Consider the following 17,957-nt stretch of genomic DNA (forward strand, 5'->3'; position numbering starts at 1 on the left):
CGCCAAGCCTTTCGCCAAGCCTTTCGCCAAGCCTTTCGCCAAGCCTTTCGCCAAGCCACAATTGTGACAACCATTTTAGTGTATGCAGGTCAATTCTTTATATGTATTTTCAGCGCAGTTTATTCCACGAATTATACTCAAAAAAAAGGGCTACTTGCTTGGCACAAGTAGCCCTGAAAATCAGATTAAGAATTGACCTGCATACACGATTCTACATGACTGGCGCCAGCCTCTTCTCTCTTCTAAGGTATCTTCAACAAAATTATATATATCCTAACCGGTTACCACCCCTAGCATACCGTTTTGTACTGTAAACACAGCTGGATTTTCTGCATACTCCTGCATTAAATCCACGGTTTGTGGATGACAAGTAAAGAGGAATACCTGATTATGCTTTGCCAACTCTGCAATAGTTTCAGCAGTACTTTTAGCCCGTGTTGGATCGAAGTTAACCATGATGTCATCCATAATGACAGGTAACGGTTCGTTTTGCTGTGAATGACGCAATATATGTCCAAGCCGCAACGATAAATACAACTGCTCAACCGTACCACGGCTTAACTCTTCTGGTTCACGTCGTGTTCCGTCTTGAGCCAATGCAAAGATACTTTCTTCGCCCAACGGTTTGAAAACACCGCTGTACGCACCTTTTGTGATCGTCTGAAAGAATTTTCCGGCTTGTTTTACTACTTCTGGCTGCTGCTCCCGTTCAAAACGCTCACGCGCACGAGAAAGCAAATGCTCTGTAATACGATACCGTGCCCAATCTTTTGCTAACCCGTTGGCTTCTTCTTTCAATGCTTCACTCTGTGCGCGCTGCTGAGCCTGCTCTTCCATTGACGTCAGCTTTTCCTGCTCAACCTTCGCTTGAATAAGCTTTTGGCGCAGTTCTTCTTGCTCTCTTTCTTTGATTTCAATTGAAGCAGTTAATTCAGACGCTGTTACCTCAAGCTCCTGCTGACTTTGCTGACCTATTCTTGCTGCAAGCTTGGCAATATCACCATCTTCACTTGCTGCAATCAACGATGCCGTGAGCGTTTCGTATGAGCTTAATAAGTCTTGCTGCTTGGTATACACAGCATGGGCTTCTCTGAATGAATTTTCATCTTTCGCTTTTGCTATCGAGAATAATTCACCGATTTCTTCTCGTAATGTTACCAAGGATTCCTGCAAGGCTTTGGCGGATGCAACATCCTTTTGCAATGTTTCGGAAAGAGTTCTTACGGCAACCTGTGCTGATTCAGATTCAGTGAGTATCCGTAACAGTTTATCTTGTGTGATATCCCGCTTGATTGTTTTATCAAAAGCATATTCCTGTTCGATTCCACTGGAAGCGCATACTGCATCTTGCTGCTTTGCAAATACATTCAAAGAATCCTGTATTGAAGATTTGCGCGCTTCAAAATCAGAAATCTGTCGCAAAGTTAATTTCGCATCTTTAATAAGCTGTAGCGTCTCTGGGATATGCTGCACACGTAAAGAAGTAGACACCCCGCGTTCTGACAGCCATTCTTCTACTTTTGCATGAGCAGCTGTAAGAATTTCATCAGCATCTTGCTCATTACGTTTTGCTTTTTCGAGCTGTTCTTCCGCACTTTCGTAGTCTTTTTGTGCCTGCCGTACCTTATCCTGCAATGCTTCGTACGCCATAACACCACGCTGCATATCTTCGAATAAATCTTCTGCTTGAAGCAGACACACTTCAGAAATTTCAGGATTCGGGAAAATATACGATGCGCTACGCATCAAAGTTATTAACGCATCTTGCTGTGATGTCTGTTGATTCTTTTGCTGCTTCATTCCCCAGAAAGCACCTGCAACAGCCAACAATAGTATGCCGATTCCTGCGTATGTCATACCGGAAGAAGCAGAGTCAAAAAATGAAAGAAGGGTGATAACAGCACCGACACCACCAACAACTGCCGGAACAAGAATGGCAGGTTGCGTTACGCCATGTGCTTTTGCAAGTGCCATAGGCAGGCGAGAACGGACACTCCGCAAAATCTCTTTGGTTTTCTGTAAATCAACCTTTGCAGAATCCTGACTGCCTTTACTTGTAGTAAAACGAACTACGTCTGCATTTTGTTCAAATTCATAGGTACGCTGCTCAACTGTTCTTTGTGTATCTTCAAAAACACCAGTAAGCCTTGCTGTTTCATTTTGAGCAAGAGCGACAGTCTGCTTTGCTGCGTCTACCTGCTCTTCAAGCTGCGCAACTTCTCGTCGCGTATTGTCGGATAAATCGAAATCTTTGATACGTTCAGCATTCCAGTCTGTGCCAAGCTGCTCGAAAATTGCTGCAATATCACGTCGCAGAGATTCTTCTTTCAACAGCAACTGCTCAAGTTCATTTTCTTTGCTGATGAAAACGGCTTTTTCTTCACTCAATGCCCGCACAACATCCTGCTGTTGCAAAAGTTCCGCGTTAATCTGAGATTGTTTTTCTTCAATGTCACGCTTGGCGCTTTTGATGTCTTGCACCAAGAGCCGTTGCTGTTCTTGTTTTTCTTTATATGCGGCATCGCACGCCTCAAATCGAACCAAACCATCTTGTGGAAATGGCTGCAATGGCTGAACAGCTTCAAGCGCTGCTTTCTTTTCTTTATATTCTGTAAAGACGCTCCATAAACGAATGTCAGCAGTTACTGTTCCAGCAGTTATACCCATATCACGCAGTTCTGCCGCACGCTCTGCAAGCTCGCTTTCAAGCGCTGCAATTTGTTGCGATACAGTAAGATATGCAGCAACACTGTCTTCGCTGGCATTCATATCTTTCCGCATCTGCTCTAACTCTTTGAGATGCTTGTTCAGTGGCGGAACCTTGCCACCTTTTTTAAACAGCGCCTCACGCTTTGCAGCAAGACGTTTGACGATGTCAGTATACGACGCACCGCCATGCACCGTACCGTACAGTGCGTTACGTACAGCATCCCCGGTCAGCGCATCCTTGCTCTGTAATTCTGTAAGCGAAAAGCCGTACACATTTGTATACAGCTCTCGGGAAACATTACCGAGCAATGCCTGCAACACAGATTCATTAAGCTGGCTGCCATCGGCACCGCTCAGAGAAAGCCGCTTAGGTTTGAAAGAACGTTCAAGACGCACGGTTCCGAACTTGTCGGTATCCAGTCCGAGCACACCGGAATGATTACCACCGCGAAGTGGTTCATGGTGCGAAATGTTTTTTCCTTTACGCGGCAAACCAAACAGCATGTAGCGCAAAAAAGACAAACAAGTAGACTTTCCCGCCTCGTTATTTCCTAAAAACACGTTCACACCGGAAGAAAGTCCAGAAAGCTCCTGCTCTGCGAAAACACCGAAGCCGTGTATATGAAGGCCAGTAATCTTCATTATTCTGCCTCCAATAAATCAAGGCATAAATATTGTGCTTCCTCAGCAAGTTGCACAAGTTCAGCATCCGATAGAATCGTCAAATTTCGCTTACTCACTGGCGAACCAAATAATTCGCTGACCGATTCCCGTAATTCATCTGTATCATCAGCAGTTATCAGCTGGTCTGCAACAGTCAAAGCTTCGCCAAGCAAGTCTGGACGGCTACGCATAGCGTCAATATCCACATCCGGTTTACATGCAAGTTCAATATCTTTCAGCCAGACAAACGGGCTATTGTTCATCTGGCCCTCACGGATACGCTCCGTCAGTTCAGTAACAGCTCCATTTTTACGTAATTCACCATCAAGGACGCTTCGCCCTTCCAACACAAGGCGTACAATAACACCTTTGCACTGTTCAGAAACCTGCTGGGCGATCTCTTCGAAGCGGTGCTCTACAACTTCTTCCAGCACATCGAACTGTTCAATTGTTAAAATATCAATCGGTTCAATCTTCCACTCCACAGTCCCTAGCGTGTGATGTGTTGTAGAAGCTTGTCCGTTTTCGACTGAAACGAACAGGCAGCCGCGCTCGCCTTGTTCGTTGATATGCAATCCTTGAATATTACCGGAGTACGCTACCAGTGGTTCACGACTCACAATCTGCTGCTCGTGAATGTGCCCGAGTGCCCAATAATCAATACCGGACTTAGTAAAATCTGCCACGCTCGCCGGAGCATACTGCTCAGAAGCAGCCACAGAATCCACAGTACAATGCAACACTGCCACCTGAAATACCTCATCGTCAGTGCGCTTATATTGTCTGGCAAGCTTCCTGCGTTCATTATGTTTCCCGTGGCTGATGCCATGGACAACGGTAAGCAGATCGCCTTCGGCAGTCTCTACACGCACTTGCTCAACACCAGCAGTACCAAACACATAAACATTGTCTGGAAAGCTAAACGACTTTTCAGTTTCCACCAATGGGTCATGGTTTCCATGCACAATAAACACACGAACCCCTGCTTTCCCCATACGTTTACACGCATCCAGTAACGCAAAGCGCGCCTTCAGGCTCTGGTCTTCTTTATTATAGATATCACCTGCAAGCACCACAAAAGCAGGGCGTTCGCTACATGCAAGCTGTGTCAAACGCTCCAATGCTTCAAATGTTGCAGAGCGCAGAACCTCTGCCACCTTGGGAGATACGTGAGCCACGCCCTTAAAGGCTGCATCCAAATGCAAGTCAGCTGCGTGGATAAAAGAAAATGTCGGTTTCATGGATAGCAATCTACCTTTATGGACGTTGTACTGTTGGATACAGAGGCTTGCTTTCAGCAAGATGCCTCCGGCGGCTGGGGGTAACAAGGTTCTCCCCCAGACCCCTTTCCAAAAACTTTTATTACGAGGTCATCATTAGCAAATGGCAACCTTTAGCGGCGTATGCGGCGGCTTGGTCGCTCGAATATCATTATTCTGGAGCGCGGGCGACGCCCCAAATGCCTCCGGCGGCTGGGGGAAACCTTGTTGCAACAAGGTTCTCCCCCAGACCCCCTTCCAAAAACTTTTATTACGAGGTCGTGATTAGCAAATGACAACCTTTCGCGGCGTATGCGTCAGCTTGTGCGCTCGAATATCATTATTCTGGGGCGCGGGCGACGCCCCAAATGCCTCCGGCGGCTGGAGGAAACCTTGTTGTAACAAGGTTCTCCCCCAGACCCCTTTCCAAAAACTTTTATTACGAGGTCGTCATTAACAAATGACAACCTTTTGCGGCGTATGCGTCAGCTTGGTGCTGGAATAAAATTATGTTGGCGCGTTAACTAGAAGATGTGTGCTGACATCGAAAGGGCGTTTCCATGTCGGAACACACGTAAAAGTTTCAGCTGGTAATACTATTCGCCACGCATGAAGCAACATGCCCTGTGAGTTCGGTGAACCATTATATTTAACATCACCAATGATAGGATGCTTTCTGGCAGAAAGCTGCACACGTATCTGGTGAGTTCGACCTGTTTGCAAGGCAACATGTAATAATGATTTTTTATTTGTTACTAACAATGGAGTAACAGTACAGAGCGACTCTTTACCTGCGCCAGTCTCCATGCGTTCTTTTCCGTCATGTTGTTTTTGCTTAGCAAGCTGATCGCGCAGTTCAATTGTTTCCGAATGCTCCCAGCGTCCTTCAACCCATGCCAAATAATGCTTACCTAATGCATGTTCATTGCGGAAAAGTTCATGCAATTCCTGTAAGCGCGAATAACTGGTTGCAACAAGGAGCAAGCCAGATGTGTTTTTATCTAACCGATGAGCAGGAGTAGGGCAGAAGGAAGCATCTGCAAATTTTGCCTTGAGTCTGGTTGTGACGGCATCATCATGTCCTGTACCGGGCTGAACAGGTAATCCAGCTGGCTTATGCAGCACTAAAAGCCCTTCAGATTCACTTACAATATCTAATGTTCCGTTGTGAGCGGCAGCTCTTTGCTGAGAATCCTGATTTGAAACTTCATCTATAGTATAGGGTGGAATACGTACCACATCGTCCATCTTTAAACGGACAAACGGCTTTACACGCCCTTTATTTACACGCACCTGACCTGTGCGAATCCAACGCATAATTGCGCTTTTCGGAACATCCTTGTTCACCCGACGTTGCAAAAACTGCAATACCTTCTGTCCGGCTTCTTCCGGCGTTACCGTCACAAATTCAACCTGTCCCATGAATATCCTTTCGATTCCCTGAATGTTGTATCCCGCAGTTGTACTGCAACATATTTCGCTTGGCTACTCCCTATACAATACTGACAGAATGTTCATAACTTTCATCAATGGAAAATGTTCCTAACTTCTATATCTCACTTTTTTTGAAATAAAAGTAAGCGACAAGTTAGGAACATTTTTTCTTGTAACTAACTTGTTCCTAACATTCCCTGAAACACTCTCCCTGATAATAAGGTTCCCCCTTCCCCCTAAAGAACTCCCCCTCCTAAAAAAGTAAAAACGGATGGAATACCAATTCCACCCGCTCCTATATGAATAGAAAATTAATCCAACACAAACATATACTTAAAAAAAATTCTCCACCCAAAAGAAAAATAGCCCCGATGCTTCATCCCCACCATATCCCACGTAATAGGGGTCAAGGGGACGTGTCCCCTTGCGGGGGTGCAGGGGGCAGCGCCCGCCTGCCCGTCGGCGACAAAAAAAAGAGCCCAAAACGCTCAAAGCCGCTTCAGCCGCTCTTTCAACAGACTACAAGCAATCATCGTATGTTTTATTTTTATGATTTTTTTTAGCCTTTCACTCTATTTCGCACAGAAAGCCCGTAAAATTCGTTAAAGTGGGGTAAGATAACCCCTAGGTCATGTTTGTAAAAAAAAAAGGCGCAAAACGGCGTCCGCTTGGCTTACCATTCGTTTTTTGATATATAACTAAGGTTACGTCGCCAGATTTTATGTACAAGAAATATGGCGACAATTTTCGTTAATAACCAACTGGAAATAGTAGATTTATTTTGCTGAAAAACGGGCTGAGAAATTTTCTTGAACAGCGCTACCCTGAAAAGGATTTACGCAGCTGGTTCGATCCGCTTACGATCGACTATGGTGACATTGAAAAAAGTGTATCTGTAGCCTTTCCTCACGCCTTTTTCGGCACATGGTTCGCTGCACACGGAAAACCTGCTTTAGAGCAAGCTGTACGGGAGTACATCAGCCCTGAAGTGGTTGTTCTGTACGACACACCAATATCTATGCAATCAGTTGGTATACATGAAAAAAGTACGGAAAAACCTACCCAGATAGCACACTCCGGTGCTGCTGTTCAAGAAAAGCCGACGCCGAGTGGTCGAGCTGCCTCAGGTGCGCAATTTACGTTCGACACCTTTTTGCACAATGCCAAAAATGTGTTTCCTGTTGCCAGCGCTAAAGAAGTGGCTAAAGCGGATGTATTTCCAAAGTATAACCCGCTGGTTATAGCAGGACCTTCCGGAAGCGGAAAAACTCACCTGCTGCGGGCTATTGCTCATGCTATACAAGAACAACGCCCACAGGCTTCTGTTTTTTCCGGCAATATTGAAGACCTTGCAGCGCTCTATCAGGATGGTAGCCCGGGAGCACGCTTTGAAGTGCGGAAGCACATAGTGTGTAATGATTTCTTTTTGCTGGATGATTTGCAGCGACTGGAAGATTTTCCCATATTGCAGGAAGAGTTGATTGCTCTGTTTGATTCGTTCCATGACAACAATAAGCAGATGGTTTTCTGTTGCACAGACGGACTAACTGCTCACAGCTTTTTGTTGCCTACCCTTCGTTCCAGACTGGAATGGGGCTTGCTTGCACAACTAAAACAGCAAGATATGGATATACGCATCAGGTATGCCACCAGCCATCTCAAAGAAAATCAGATAAAACTGACGAATGACCAGATCATTTTACTCTGTCAGCGCTTTGACGATTTCAGATTGCTACAGGGTGTACTGCTTAAACTGGCAGCATTTAAAGACCTGATGAATACAGAAGTGTCGGAATATGAATTTAACCAGATTCTGGAACACACAGACAAAAGCAAAGCAACACCGCTGACTGCTGACATTATTATTGGTGTGGTTGCTGAACACTATATGCTGCAACCAAAAGATTTGCTCAGCGAAAAACGGCACCAGAAGATTGTACTGGCGCGGCAGGTAGCCATGTATTTAACCCGTACGCTGCTCGGATCTTCCTATCCGGCTCTTGGCAGAATGTTCGGCGGAAAAGACCATTCTACTGTCATCTATGCTGTTAATAAAATTAAGAAATTTATAGTTAAGAACAAAGATACGAAACTTTTAATAAACGAGCTGAAGGAAAAGTGCCTAACTGCCACAAAGTAAAAAACACTCCTTTAGTTACGCGCACACGGTTACTAACGAGTCATTTTTAGTGACACAAAATAGTTATGAAAATTCAATCGCTTACTACAGTTAATAACATATCTACACCCCCTACAACTACTACAAGGAGATCATATGTATTTAAAAGTATTTAAAGAAGACGTCATTGACGGTCTCCTGAAAGCTGCGAATATCATCCCTGCAAAGACAGGAGCAGCATACTTACGTTCCATCTGGTTAAAAGCAGAAGGCGACATGCTGCAAATTCTTTCCACGGATTCCAATATTGAGTTCAGTGGTAATTACACAGCCACTGTAACAGAAGAAGGACTCGCTGGAGTTCAAGGCAGAGCCTTTGTTGATCTGGTAAAAAAAATGCCAGCAGGCGAAATTACACTTCGTCTTGAAGAAGATGGTAAGAACCTTCTTATTGAACAGGGAAGAAAGCGCTATAAGCTTCCAGTGAATGAAGCAACATGGTTCCAGAACTTTTCTGATTTCCCTGAAGCAAACTCTGTTTACTGGTCAGGCGATTTCCTTCAGGAAGTGATTGAAAAGATCTCTTTTTGTATTTCCGATGAAGACACCATGGAAGCTATTGCATGTCTTTCCATCAAGCCAATGGAAGATCAGTACATCGAAGCATGCGGTCTTAACGGACACCAGTTCTCCATGCAGCGTTTCCTTAATGATGAACTCCATGCACTGCTTCCTGAAGACGGCATCCTTCTTCAAAAGAAATATCTCAACGAACTAAAGAAGTGGCTTGGTGGTGATGAAATTGAACTGAACATTGATAACAAGCGTCTCTTTTTCCGTACCGGAGATAAACGCGAAGTATTCACTATTCCTTTATCATACTACCAGTACCCTGATTACAATTCATTCTTGTCCCGTCTGGGCAGCGATGACGTAACCAAGCTGACTGTTGATCGTAAGCTTATGATCGACGCACTTGATCGTCTTCTTATTTTTAACACAGACAATAACCGCTGCACCTACTTCACTTTTAACGGCAGCGAAGTAGAACTTGCTTCTCAGGGACAGGAAGTAGGGATTGCTAAAGAATATGTGGACGCAGAATTTGCCGGTGATATCGAAAAAATTGCGTTCCCTACACGTAACCTGATCGAAATCCTCAATCACTACCAATCCGAAAAGCTCACCTTTATTCTTACCGGAACTGAGGGACCTTGTGGATTACGCGGTAGCGACGATCCGGAATACACAGTTATTATTATGCCTATGAAGATTGTAGAAGAGACTTACTACAGCGAGGAAGAAGTTTAATGACCAGTAAGAGTCAATATACCGCGGACAGTATTCAAATTCTTGAAGGGCTTTCTGCGGTTCGTAAACGTCCGGCTATGTATATCGGCAGTACGGACGTGCGCGGTTTGCATCATCTTGTCTATGAAGTTGTAGATAACTCCATTGACGAAGCCATGGCAGGATTCTGTGACAAGATCACAGTGAAAATCCATCTTGATAACAGCGTCACTGTTCAGGATAACGGTCGTGGTATTCCGGTAGATATGCACCCGAAAGAAAAACGTCCCGCAGTTGAAGTTGTTATGACAGTTCTTCATGCTGGCGGTAAATTCGACAGTGATACATATAAAGTATCCGGCGGTCTGCACGGCGTAGGTGTTTCCTGTGTTAACGCATTGGCTGAATACCTTGAAGTGACTATTGACCGTGAAGGTATCCGTTACAAACAGCGCTATGAGCGCGGTGTTCCGGTTACCGGCGTTGATGAGATCGGCAAATCACGCCGTCGCGGTACAACCGTACGCTTCCGTCCTGATGAAGAAATTTTCGAGACTAACCAGTTTGTTTTTGAAACGCTCAAAAAACGTTTTGAAGAACTGGCGTACTTGAACTCCGGACTCGAAATTGAATTTACTGACGAACGCTCCGGTGACACATCTACTTTCAAAGCAGAAGGCGGCATCAAGCAGTTTGTAAAAGACATGAACACCGGTGAAGGCGGCATGCATGCCATTATCTACGGCAGCGGAAGCGGCACCGGTCAGCATGAGCATATTTTTGTAGAATACGCATTGCAGTACAACGCAAGCTACAAAGAAAACCTGCTTACGTTCTGTAACAACATTCGCACTAAGGAAGGCGGTACGCATCTTCAGGGCTTTAAAACAGCGCTTACACGTGCCATCAATGCCTACATTCAGGCTGCCGATCTGCCACGTAAGTACAAAGTGAAGCTTTCCGGTGATGATGTACGTGAAGGTCTTACCGGCGTTATCAGTGCTAAAATTCCTCAGCCGCAGTTCGAAGGGCAGACTAAAACCAAGCTCGGTAACAGTGAAGTTGCCGGTATTGTGTCCGGTCTGGTGTACGAACAGCTGATGACCTACTTTGAAGAAAACCCGAAAGACGCCCGTACCGTTATCGAAAAGGCTGTTGATGCTGCACGCGCACGTGATGCTGCACGCAAGGCAAAAGACCTTGTTCGCCGTAAAGGTGCACTTGGTGACAACTCCCTTCCGGGTAAACTTGCAGACTGCCAGTCCAAAAAGCCTGAAGAGTCCGAACTCTACATAGTGGAAGGTGACTCTGCGGGTGGTTCTGCGAAACAGGGTCGTGACCCTAATTCGCAGGCTATTCTGCCTCTTCGCGGTAAAATTTTGAACGTGGAAAAAACACGTTTCGATAAAATGCTCGCGAACAAAGAGATTAAGGCGATGATTACGGCAATGGGTGCCGGTATCGGTGAAGAAGATACAGATTACGAAAAGCTCCGCTATCATAAGATCATCATCATGACTGATGCGGACGTTGACGGTGCGCACATCCGTACCCTGCTGCTTACCTTCTTCTTCCGTCAGTATCCTGAGTTAATCAGCCGTGGTCACCTCTACATTGCGCAGCCTCCGCTGTACCGTGCACACGCGTCCCGCTTCGAGCGTTTTATCAAGGATGATGAAGAGCTGACGACCTTCCTTCTTGAGCGTGTTTCGAAAGACCTCACCATTGTGGGTAAAAACGGCGTAGAATTCGCTGGAGAGGACTTAAAAGGACTTTTGAATACTGTACGCATGATTAACGGAAAAATGCGTGAGGTTGAGAATGTGGGCGTTAAAGAGGATCTTTTCCGTACCCTTCTCGATTACGAAAAACGTCTCTTCCCTCAGAATTTTGAGGAAGAAAACACCAACGGGCTTGGAGACCTTCTTGAAGAGCGCGGATACTCCGTGCAGGCAGAGAAGCAGGAAGACGAAATCGAATCCCGTACGTACCTCGTGTTTGAAGACCTCAACGGTCACCGTACCCGAATCGGTACAGAGTTCTTCAACTCTAAAATGTACAAAGTTCCGTACATTGCCTTTGACGATCTGCGTAACATGTGCGGCGGCTTGAGTTTTACCCTGCGCCGTAAAGAAACTGAAACGCAGGTAGACAACGTGCTTCAGCTGGTTGAAACCGTAATGCAGGAAGCACGCAAAGGGCTTAATGTACAGCGTTACAAAGGTCTTGGTGAGATGAACCCTGAGCAGTTGTGGGAAACTACAATGAACCCGGAAAACCGTGTGTTCTTGCAGGTAACCATCGATGATGCGGAAGAAGCAAGCGAGACCTTTGAAAAGCTCATGGGCGACAAAGTAGAGCCGCGCCGTGAATTTATTGAACGAAATGCGCTTAATGTGCAGGAACTGGATATTTAGGAGAGGTACGTGTCACTAGAACCGCAAATTACTATCGAAGAGGAACTCAAGAAGGCATATCTTGAGTATTCCCTCAGTGTTATTGTCGGCCGTGCTATTCCGGATGCCCGTGACGGTCTTAAACCGGTACACAGACGTATTATGTACGCACAGCATGAACTGGGTAACTCCTTCAGCCGTGGTCATAAAAAATCTGCCCGTATCGTCGGTGACGTAATCGGTAAGTATCACCCGCATGGTGACTCTGCTGTATACGATGCCTTGGTACGTATGGCGCAGCCGTTTGCAATGCGCGACCCGCTTGTTGACGGTCAGGGTAACTTTGGTTCCATCGACGGCGACTCCGCAGCGGCAATGCGTTACACAGAATCACGCATGTCCCGCCTTGCAGGTGAGTTTTTGAACGACATCGAGAAGGAAACTGTCGAGTTCCGTCCGAACTACGATAACACGCTTCTCGAACCGTCTGTATTGCCTACAAAGGTTCCTAACCTGCTGCTTAACGGTACATCCGGTATTGCGGTTGGTATGGCTACCAATATTCCGCCGCATAACCTTGGTGAACTTATCGGTGCACTGATTGTTCTGCTGGAAGACCGCGATGCAACCGTGTCTCAGCTTATGGAACATGTTAAAGGTCCGGACTTCCCGACAGGCGGCTTCTGCTACGCGGGTAAAGGGCTTGTAGATGCATACAATACTGGACGCGGTACTGTTAAAGTACGTGGTAAGCTTGAAATTGAAGAGCGTAAAAAGGGACTGCAATCTCTCGTGATTAGAGAGATTCCTTACGCACTTAACAAGTCTTCTCTGGTAGAAAAAATTGCGTCCCTCGTGAATGATCGAAAAATCGAAGGCATTACAGACCTGCGTGACGAATCTGACCGCAAAGGTATTCGTGTTGTTATTGATCTGAAGCGCGGAACTATTCCTGAAATTGTTATCAATTCATTGTACAAGTTTACGCCGCTGGAAACTTCATTCGGCATCAACATGCTGGCAGTTGTTAACAACAAGCCGCAGTTGCTTAACTTGCGTACAGCGCTGCTTCAGTTCCTCGATCACCGCCGCGAAGTTATTATTCGTCGTACCCGTTACGATCTGCGTAAAGCAGAAGCGCGTGCCCATATTCTGGAAGGCTTACGCATTGCGTTGGATAACATCGATGAAGTGGTTAAAATTATCCGTGGTTCTAAAAACGCACTGGAAGCAAAAACTGCTTTGAAAGAGCGTTTTGAACTTTCAGATGTTCAGGCACAGGCGATTCTTGATATGCGTCTCCAGCGTCTGACCAACCTTGAGCACGAAAAGCTTCTTGAAGAATACAATGAGCTTATCAAGCTTATCGAATACCTCACATCCATTCTTGAGAATCGTGAAGTACTTCGTGGTGTTATTCGTGAAGAACTCGAATATATTAATGAAAAATATGCAACGCCTCGTCGTACCGCAATTGAAATTGACGAGCTTGACGGTATTGAAATCGAAGATCTCATTCCAGATGATGACGTCGTAATTACCCTCTCACGCAGAGGCTACATTAAACGTACAACATTGGAAGTGTACCGGGCACAGCGTCGTGGCGGTAAAGGTGTTGCAGGTCTGCATACAGGTGACGGAGACTTTGTTCAGGACTTCCTGACTACCTCCAACCATCAGCACTTGCTGCTCTTCAGTAACAAGGGACGCATGTTCCAGATGAAGGTGCATCAGGTTGCAGAAGGTTCCCGTACCGCTAAAGGTGTGCATATTGCCAACTTGCTGCCGCTTGAAAACAGCGAATGGATTACAACTGTTCTCTGCGTTCGTGATTTCGAGCAGGATCGTTACTTCCTCTTCGCGACCAAGAACGGCATGGTTAAACGCTCCAGCGCAGAACTCTACAAAAAGAGCCGTCGCACAGGCATTATTGCTGTCGGTCTGAAAGAGAACGACGAACTGATTATGGTTCGCGAGGTTGATGAGCATTGCCAGATTGTTCTGACAACAGCATCCGGTATCGCTATTCGTTTCTCTTGCTCAGATGTCCGCGCAATGGGACGTGCTGCAAGCGGCGTAAAAGGTATTGCTCTTAAAGGCGAGGATAAAGTTGTAGCATGCGTTACCCTGCGTGATGATACTGAATGCGAAATTATGACTGTTGCAGAAAATGGTTACGGTAAACGTACTCGTATTGATCTGTACCGCATTCAGTCCCGCGGTGGTAAAGGTATTATCAACTTTAAAGTAACACCGAAAACCGGCAAGGTTCTCGGTGCAATTCCTGTACTGCTTGAAGATGAACTTATTTTGCTGACTTCTGATAACAAGGTTATCCGCATGGAAGTTAAAGAAATTCGTTCTGTAGGTCGTGCAACACAGGGTGTTCGTCTTGTTAATATGGACAAAGGCGGACATGTTGTAGGCTTTGACCGCGTAGTTGAACAACAACACGACGATCAGGAATAGTACATGAACCGAAGCGTTCTATCGCTTTTTGTGATGGTTCTCATCTTCATCTCCGGCTGTACGCAGCCGGAGATTGAAGATGAATTTTCCAAAGCACGTAAAGCATTTATCAATAAACAGTATTCGGAAGCAGAGCGTTCATACCAGCGGTATCTACGGGATAACGAATTTGGGGAAAAGCGCTGGGATGCGTGGAACCGGCTTGTTGAAATTACTGCGACAGTGCGTGGTAATAAAACTAAGGCAGCTGAATTGCTGGAAGCTATGTTGCTGGAATATTCACCAGAGCCAGCCCGCTATAGACAGATTCTCGTTATTAAAGGGAATATGTTCATGGAAAGCGGCATGTGGGCACAGGCAATAGATGTGTGGTCACGTTTGCTGACAGCTCCTGACGTTATGGTGAAAGAAGAAGCCTTAGCATACAGCAGCTTGGGCAAAGCATATTTAATGCGCGGTGAATATGCACTGGCAGTGGATGCTTTTAAAGATTGCCGTCAATTGAATCTAGACGATCCCGAGCACATGCAACGTTGTATCTACGAGCTTGCACAGGCATATACCTATCTTGCCAGCTACATAGAAGCAGAACAAACGTTACATGCATTGTTGGAATATAATTCGGTTGAAAGTTCGCTTGCTGCCCGTGCAAAACTGCTGCTGGCAGATATCTACGAACAACAGGATCAACCGGCTAAAGCAATTGCCATGCTCAAGGAAATACTCAATACCTACCCGAACCCGAAGGTTGTTGAATTCAGGTTGAAGAATTTGCAAAAGTAGGGTGGAGTTTGTTTTTTAGATATATTTTGCCTCCGGCGGCTGGGCTGAAACTTTTGTAAAGTTTCCCCCAGACCCCCTTCAAAACGTTTTATTATTCGATGTGAGCTTTTTGTTTTATAAACGAGTAGGCTTCATCATGCTGACTTGATTGTATGAAATGTACGGTTCATTGTTTTTGCTGCCGTAAACGGTGTGGCTTATTCGGTTGAACTGAACTCTATTTTGCCTTTGGCGGGCAGAGGGGGAACTCCGTTTTTTAGAGAAACGGGGTTCCCCCTCTGCACTCCCTTCTTCCAAAATAAGGGAGGAGAGGTAGAAAAAAAGACCTTTTCACTGCGGAGAATCGTGCTTATTTTCTGAAAACACGATGCGGAATGAAAAATTGTCTTTTTTAAAGACACGGCATACAACCATTCCGGTTCAGAGAGTTACCGGAAGGAGAATTATATATGATTTGTGAAGTGTTACATTACCCTGACAATAGACTTGCTGAAAAAAGTAAGCCTGTTGAAGAAATTACGGATGAAATTAAAGAACTTGCAGCGAACATGGCTGAAACCATGTATAAGGAAGACGGTATCGGTCTTGCTGCGCCGCAGGTTGGTGCTTTATACCGCCTTGTTGTTATTGACGTTTCCGGCCCTGAAGTGCGTGACGACCTGATGACACTTGTTAACCCTGTCATTGTTGCTGCTGATGGTGCTTGCGATTCTGAGGAAGGTTGTCTTTCTGTTCCTGGATATCGTGCAAAAGTGAAGCGTTCCGAGACAGTGACTGTCAAAGCACTCGATCTGGAAGGAAACGAAATAACTATCGAAGCTGACGGCATGCTCGCTATCTGCATGCAGCATGAGTTAGACCATCTTGATGGCGTACTTTTCATTGATAAAATCAGCCGCCTTAAACGCTCAATGTACGACAAGAAGGTGAAGAAATGGATGAAGCGGTAAGTAAACTTCGCGTCGTATATATGGGAACCCCTGATTTTGCGGCGACCATTCTTGACCGTGTATCTCAGTGGGATGGAGCTGAAGTAGTTGGAGTGTACACACAGCCGGACAGACCTTGTGGTCGCGGACAGGTGTGCAAGCCATCTGCTGTAAAAACATTGGCTCTCGAAAAAGGCTACGATATTTATCAGCCGTTGAATTTTAAAGAAGATGCAGACGTAGAGCAGCTTCAAGCGCTTAAGCCGGATGTTCTTCTTGTTGCCGCATACGGACTTATCTTACCGCAGCGTGTGCTTGATATTGCAACGCATGGCGCAATCAATGTGCATGCATCCTTGTTGCCTAAGTACCGTGGTGCTGCCCCTATCCAGCGTGCAATCATGAATGGTGATCCTGTGACAGGTATTACTATTATGCAGATGGAAAAAGGGTTGGATTCAGGCCCTATCCTGCTTCAGCGTGCTCTTGCTATCGGCATTGATGATACTGCCGGAACATTGCATGATGAGTTGGCAGTGCTTGGTGGAGAACTTCTCGTTGAAGCTCTCCAAAAGCTTGTTGTTGGTGATTTGCACCCGAAAGTTCAGGATCATGACCGTTCCACCCATGCTGCAAAACTGACAAAAGCAGAAGGTTTGCTAGATTGGAGCAAAACAGCGCTTGAACTGCATGCACATCTGCGTGGTATTTCTCCTTGGCCGGGTGGCTACTTTATCCTTGAACGTGCGGGTAAAAAGTCTGTACGTGTAGCAATTGAACCGGGCACAATCGGAGCGGATCTAGAAGAAGGTATCGCACCCGGTACAGTGCTTGGTCTTCAGGACGATGCAATTGCTATTGCAACAGCAGATAGAGTATATCTTGTACGTAAGCTGCGTCCTGCTAATAAAAAAGTTATGGATGCTAAGGCATTTGCCTGCGGGTATCTTGCGCAATGTGATGATGCAACTTGTTCCGGTGAAGGGCTTTGTTAAGACAAAGAAAAAGCATGCTGTTTCATAAAAAAGATCTCGATAATCCCGAGCGATATTACGGAGCCCGTAAAAGGCTGTTCATCGGCTTAATTACGGGCACTTCCATCTTGCTGTGCATTTTGCTGCTGGCAGGGTGGATTATACCGTTTATCGGTTTTTCAAACATCCATCCTTCATTACCGTATCTTTTCGGACTTATTTTTGGCGGAGCCATTGTATGCATCTGCTGGGCAGCGCTTGGGCTTGTTCTACAGATTCTTAAAGGCAGAGCAGTGCTTGGTACTGCCAAAATGCGCGGACTTACTATCCGTATTTTTTTGCCGCTTATGACGATGCTTGCCCGTTTGCTGGGCATTGATAAACGCAGGGTTCGTCAGTCGTTTATCCGTGTTAATAACGAGCTGGTGCGTTCAGAGAACGGTAAATTTGCAGCAAACGATATTTTGATTCTCACGCCACACTGTTTGCAGGCAAGCAATTGTTCGCTGCGTCTTTCGTACAATGTAGATAACTGTGAGCGATGCGGGCGTTGCCCTGTGGCAATGCTGCTCAAGTTACGCGATCATTACGGTGTGAAATTTGCCATCGCCACCGGCGGGACGATTGCCCGCCGTATTGTCGTTAAGGAACGCCCAAAATTTATTATAGCAGTCGCATGTGAGCGTGATCTCACCTCTGGTATTCAGGATACCTACCCGCTTCCTGTTTACGGCGTCTTGAATGAGCGCCCGTGCGGACCATGCCTTGATACAACGGTGCCGGAGCTTTCAATGGAACGAGCATTACGGATGTTTATTGAGAATCCAGCGCCACCATTACAGTTTGAGGCTGGTTTCGGACTTGCCGAAACAAAGTGCTAGCAACCAAAGATTGTTGAATTTTCCTCACTCGCAACGTTTTTGAGAAAACAC

11 protein-coding genes are annotated in these 17,957 nt (G+C 45.8%); 8 read left to right on the forward strand and 3 right to left on the reverse strand.

Annotated features, from left to right (window positions below; all coding sequences use genetic code 11):
- Window positions 1-273: 273 nt before the first annotated feature.
- From N4A56_RS02500 to N4A56_RS02510, 3 genes are all read right to left on the reverse strand, one after another.
- Complete coding sequence (locus N4A56_RS02500; RefSeq protein ID WP_295544862.1) at window positions 274-3,351, reverse strand: AAA family ATPase; 3,078 nt, start codon at window positions 3,349-3,351, stop codon at window positions 274-276.
- Window positions 3,351-4,673 (reverse strand): DNA repair exonuclease, encoded by a 1,323-nt coding sequence (locus tag N4A56_RS02505; RefSeq protein ID WP_295544864.1) that lies wholly within the window; start codon window positions 4,671-4,673, stop codon window positions 3,351-3,353. Before N4A56_RS02505 ends, N4A56_RS02500 begins: the two co-directional genes overlap by 1 nt.
- Window positions 4,674-5,138: 465 nt before the next feature.
- Window positions 5,139-6,053: an RluA family pseudouridine synthase gene (locus N4A56_RS02510; protein ID WP_295544866.1), complete on the reverse strand. Its 915-nt coding sequence runs from the start codon at window positions 6,051-6,053 to the stop codon at window positions 5,139-5,141.
- Window positions 6,054-6,846: 793 nt separating this feature from the next.
- Here N4A56_RS02510 and N4A56_RS02515 point away from each other — a divergent pair.
- From N4A56_RS02515 to N4A56_RS02550, 8 genes are all read left to right on the forward strand, one after another.
- Window positions 6,847-8,205, forward strand: coding sequence for a DnaA/Hda family protein (locus N4A56_RS02515; protein ID WP_295544868.1), 1,359 nt, complete (start codon window positions 6,847-6,849; stop codon window positions 8,203-8,205).
- Between the two features lie 135 nt (window positions 8,206-8,340).
- Complete coding sequence (dnaN, locus tag N4A56_RS02520; RefSeq protein WP_293669802.1) at window positions 8,341-9,495, forward strand: DNA polymerase III subunit beta; 1,155 nt, start codon at window positions 8,341-8,343, stop codon at window positions 9,493-9,495.
- Window positions 9,495-11,891, forward strand: a complete 2,397-nt coding sequence (gyrB, locus tag N4A56_RS02525) for a DNA topoisomerase (ATP-hydrolyzing) subunit B (RefSeq protein ID WP_295544869.1) — start codon at window positions 9,495-9,497, stop codon at window positions 11,889-11,891. Before dnaN ends, gyrB begins: the two co-directional genes overlap by 1 nt.
- Window positions 11,892-11,900: 9 nt before the next feature.
- A complete protein-coding gene (gene gyrA / locus N4A56_RS02530; protein WP_295544871.1) occupies window positions 11,901-14,339 on the forward strand; it encodes a DNA gyrase subunit A in 2,439 nt (812 codons plus the stop codon).
- Window positions 14,340-14,342: 3 nt separating this feature from the next.
- Entirely contained in the window at window positions 14,343-15,122 is a 780-nt protein-coding gene (locus N4A56_RS02535; RefSeq protein ID WP_295544873.1) for a tetratricopeptide repeat protein, read from the forward strand.
- Between the two features lie 449 nt (window positions 15,123-15,571).
- On the forward strand, window positions 15,572-16,072 hold the full coding sequence (gene def / locus N4A56_RS02540) for a peptide deformylase (protein ID WP_293669795.1): 501 nt from the start codon (window positions 15,572-15,574) through the stop codon (window positions 16,070-16,072).
- On the forward strand, window positions 16,057-17,046 hold the full coding sequence (gene fmt / locus N4A56_RS02545; RefSeq protein WP_293669793.1) for a methionyl-tRNA formyltransferase: 990 nt from the start codon (window positions 16,057-16,059) through the stop codon (window positions 17,044-17,046). The genes def and fmt overlap by 16 nt, the downstream gene beginning before the upstream one ends.
- A 14-nt stretch (window positions 17,047-17,060) precedes the next feature.
- Complete coding sequence (locus N4A56_RS02550; RefSeq protein ID WP_295544877.1) at window positions 17,061-17,906, forward strand: DUF116 domain-containing protein; 846 nt, start codon at window positions 17,061-17,063, stop codon at window positions 17,904-17,906.
- The last annotated feature ends 51 nt before the right edge of the window (window positions 17,907-17,957 follow it).

Origin of the sequence: Halodesulfovibrio sp., assembly GCF_025210605.1 — a bacterium.
Taxonomy (GTDB): Bacteria; Desulfobacterota; Desulfovibrionia; order Desulfovibrionales; family Desulfovibrionaceae; genus Halodesulfovibrio.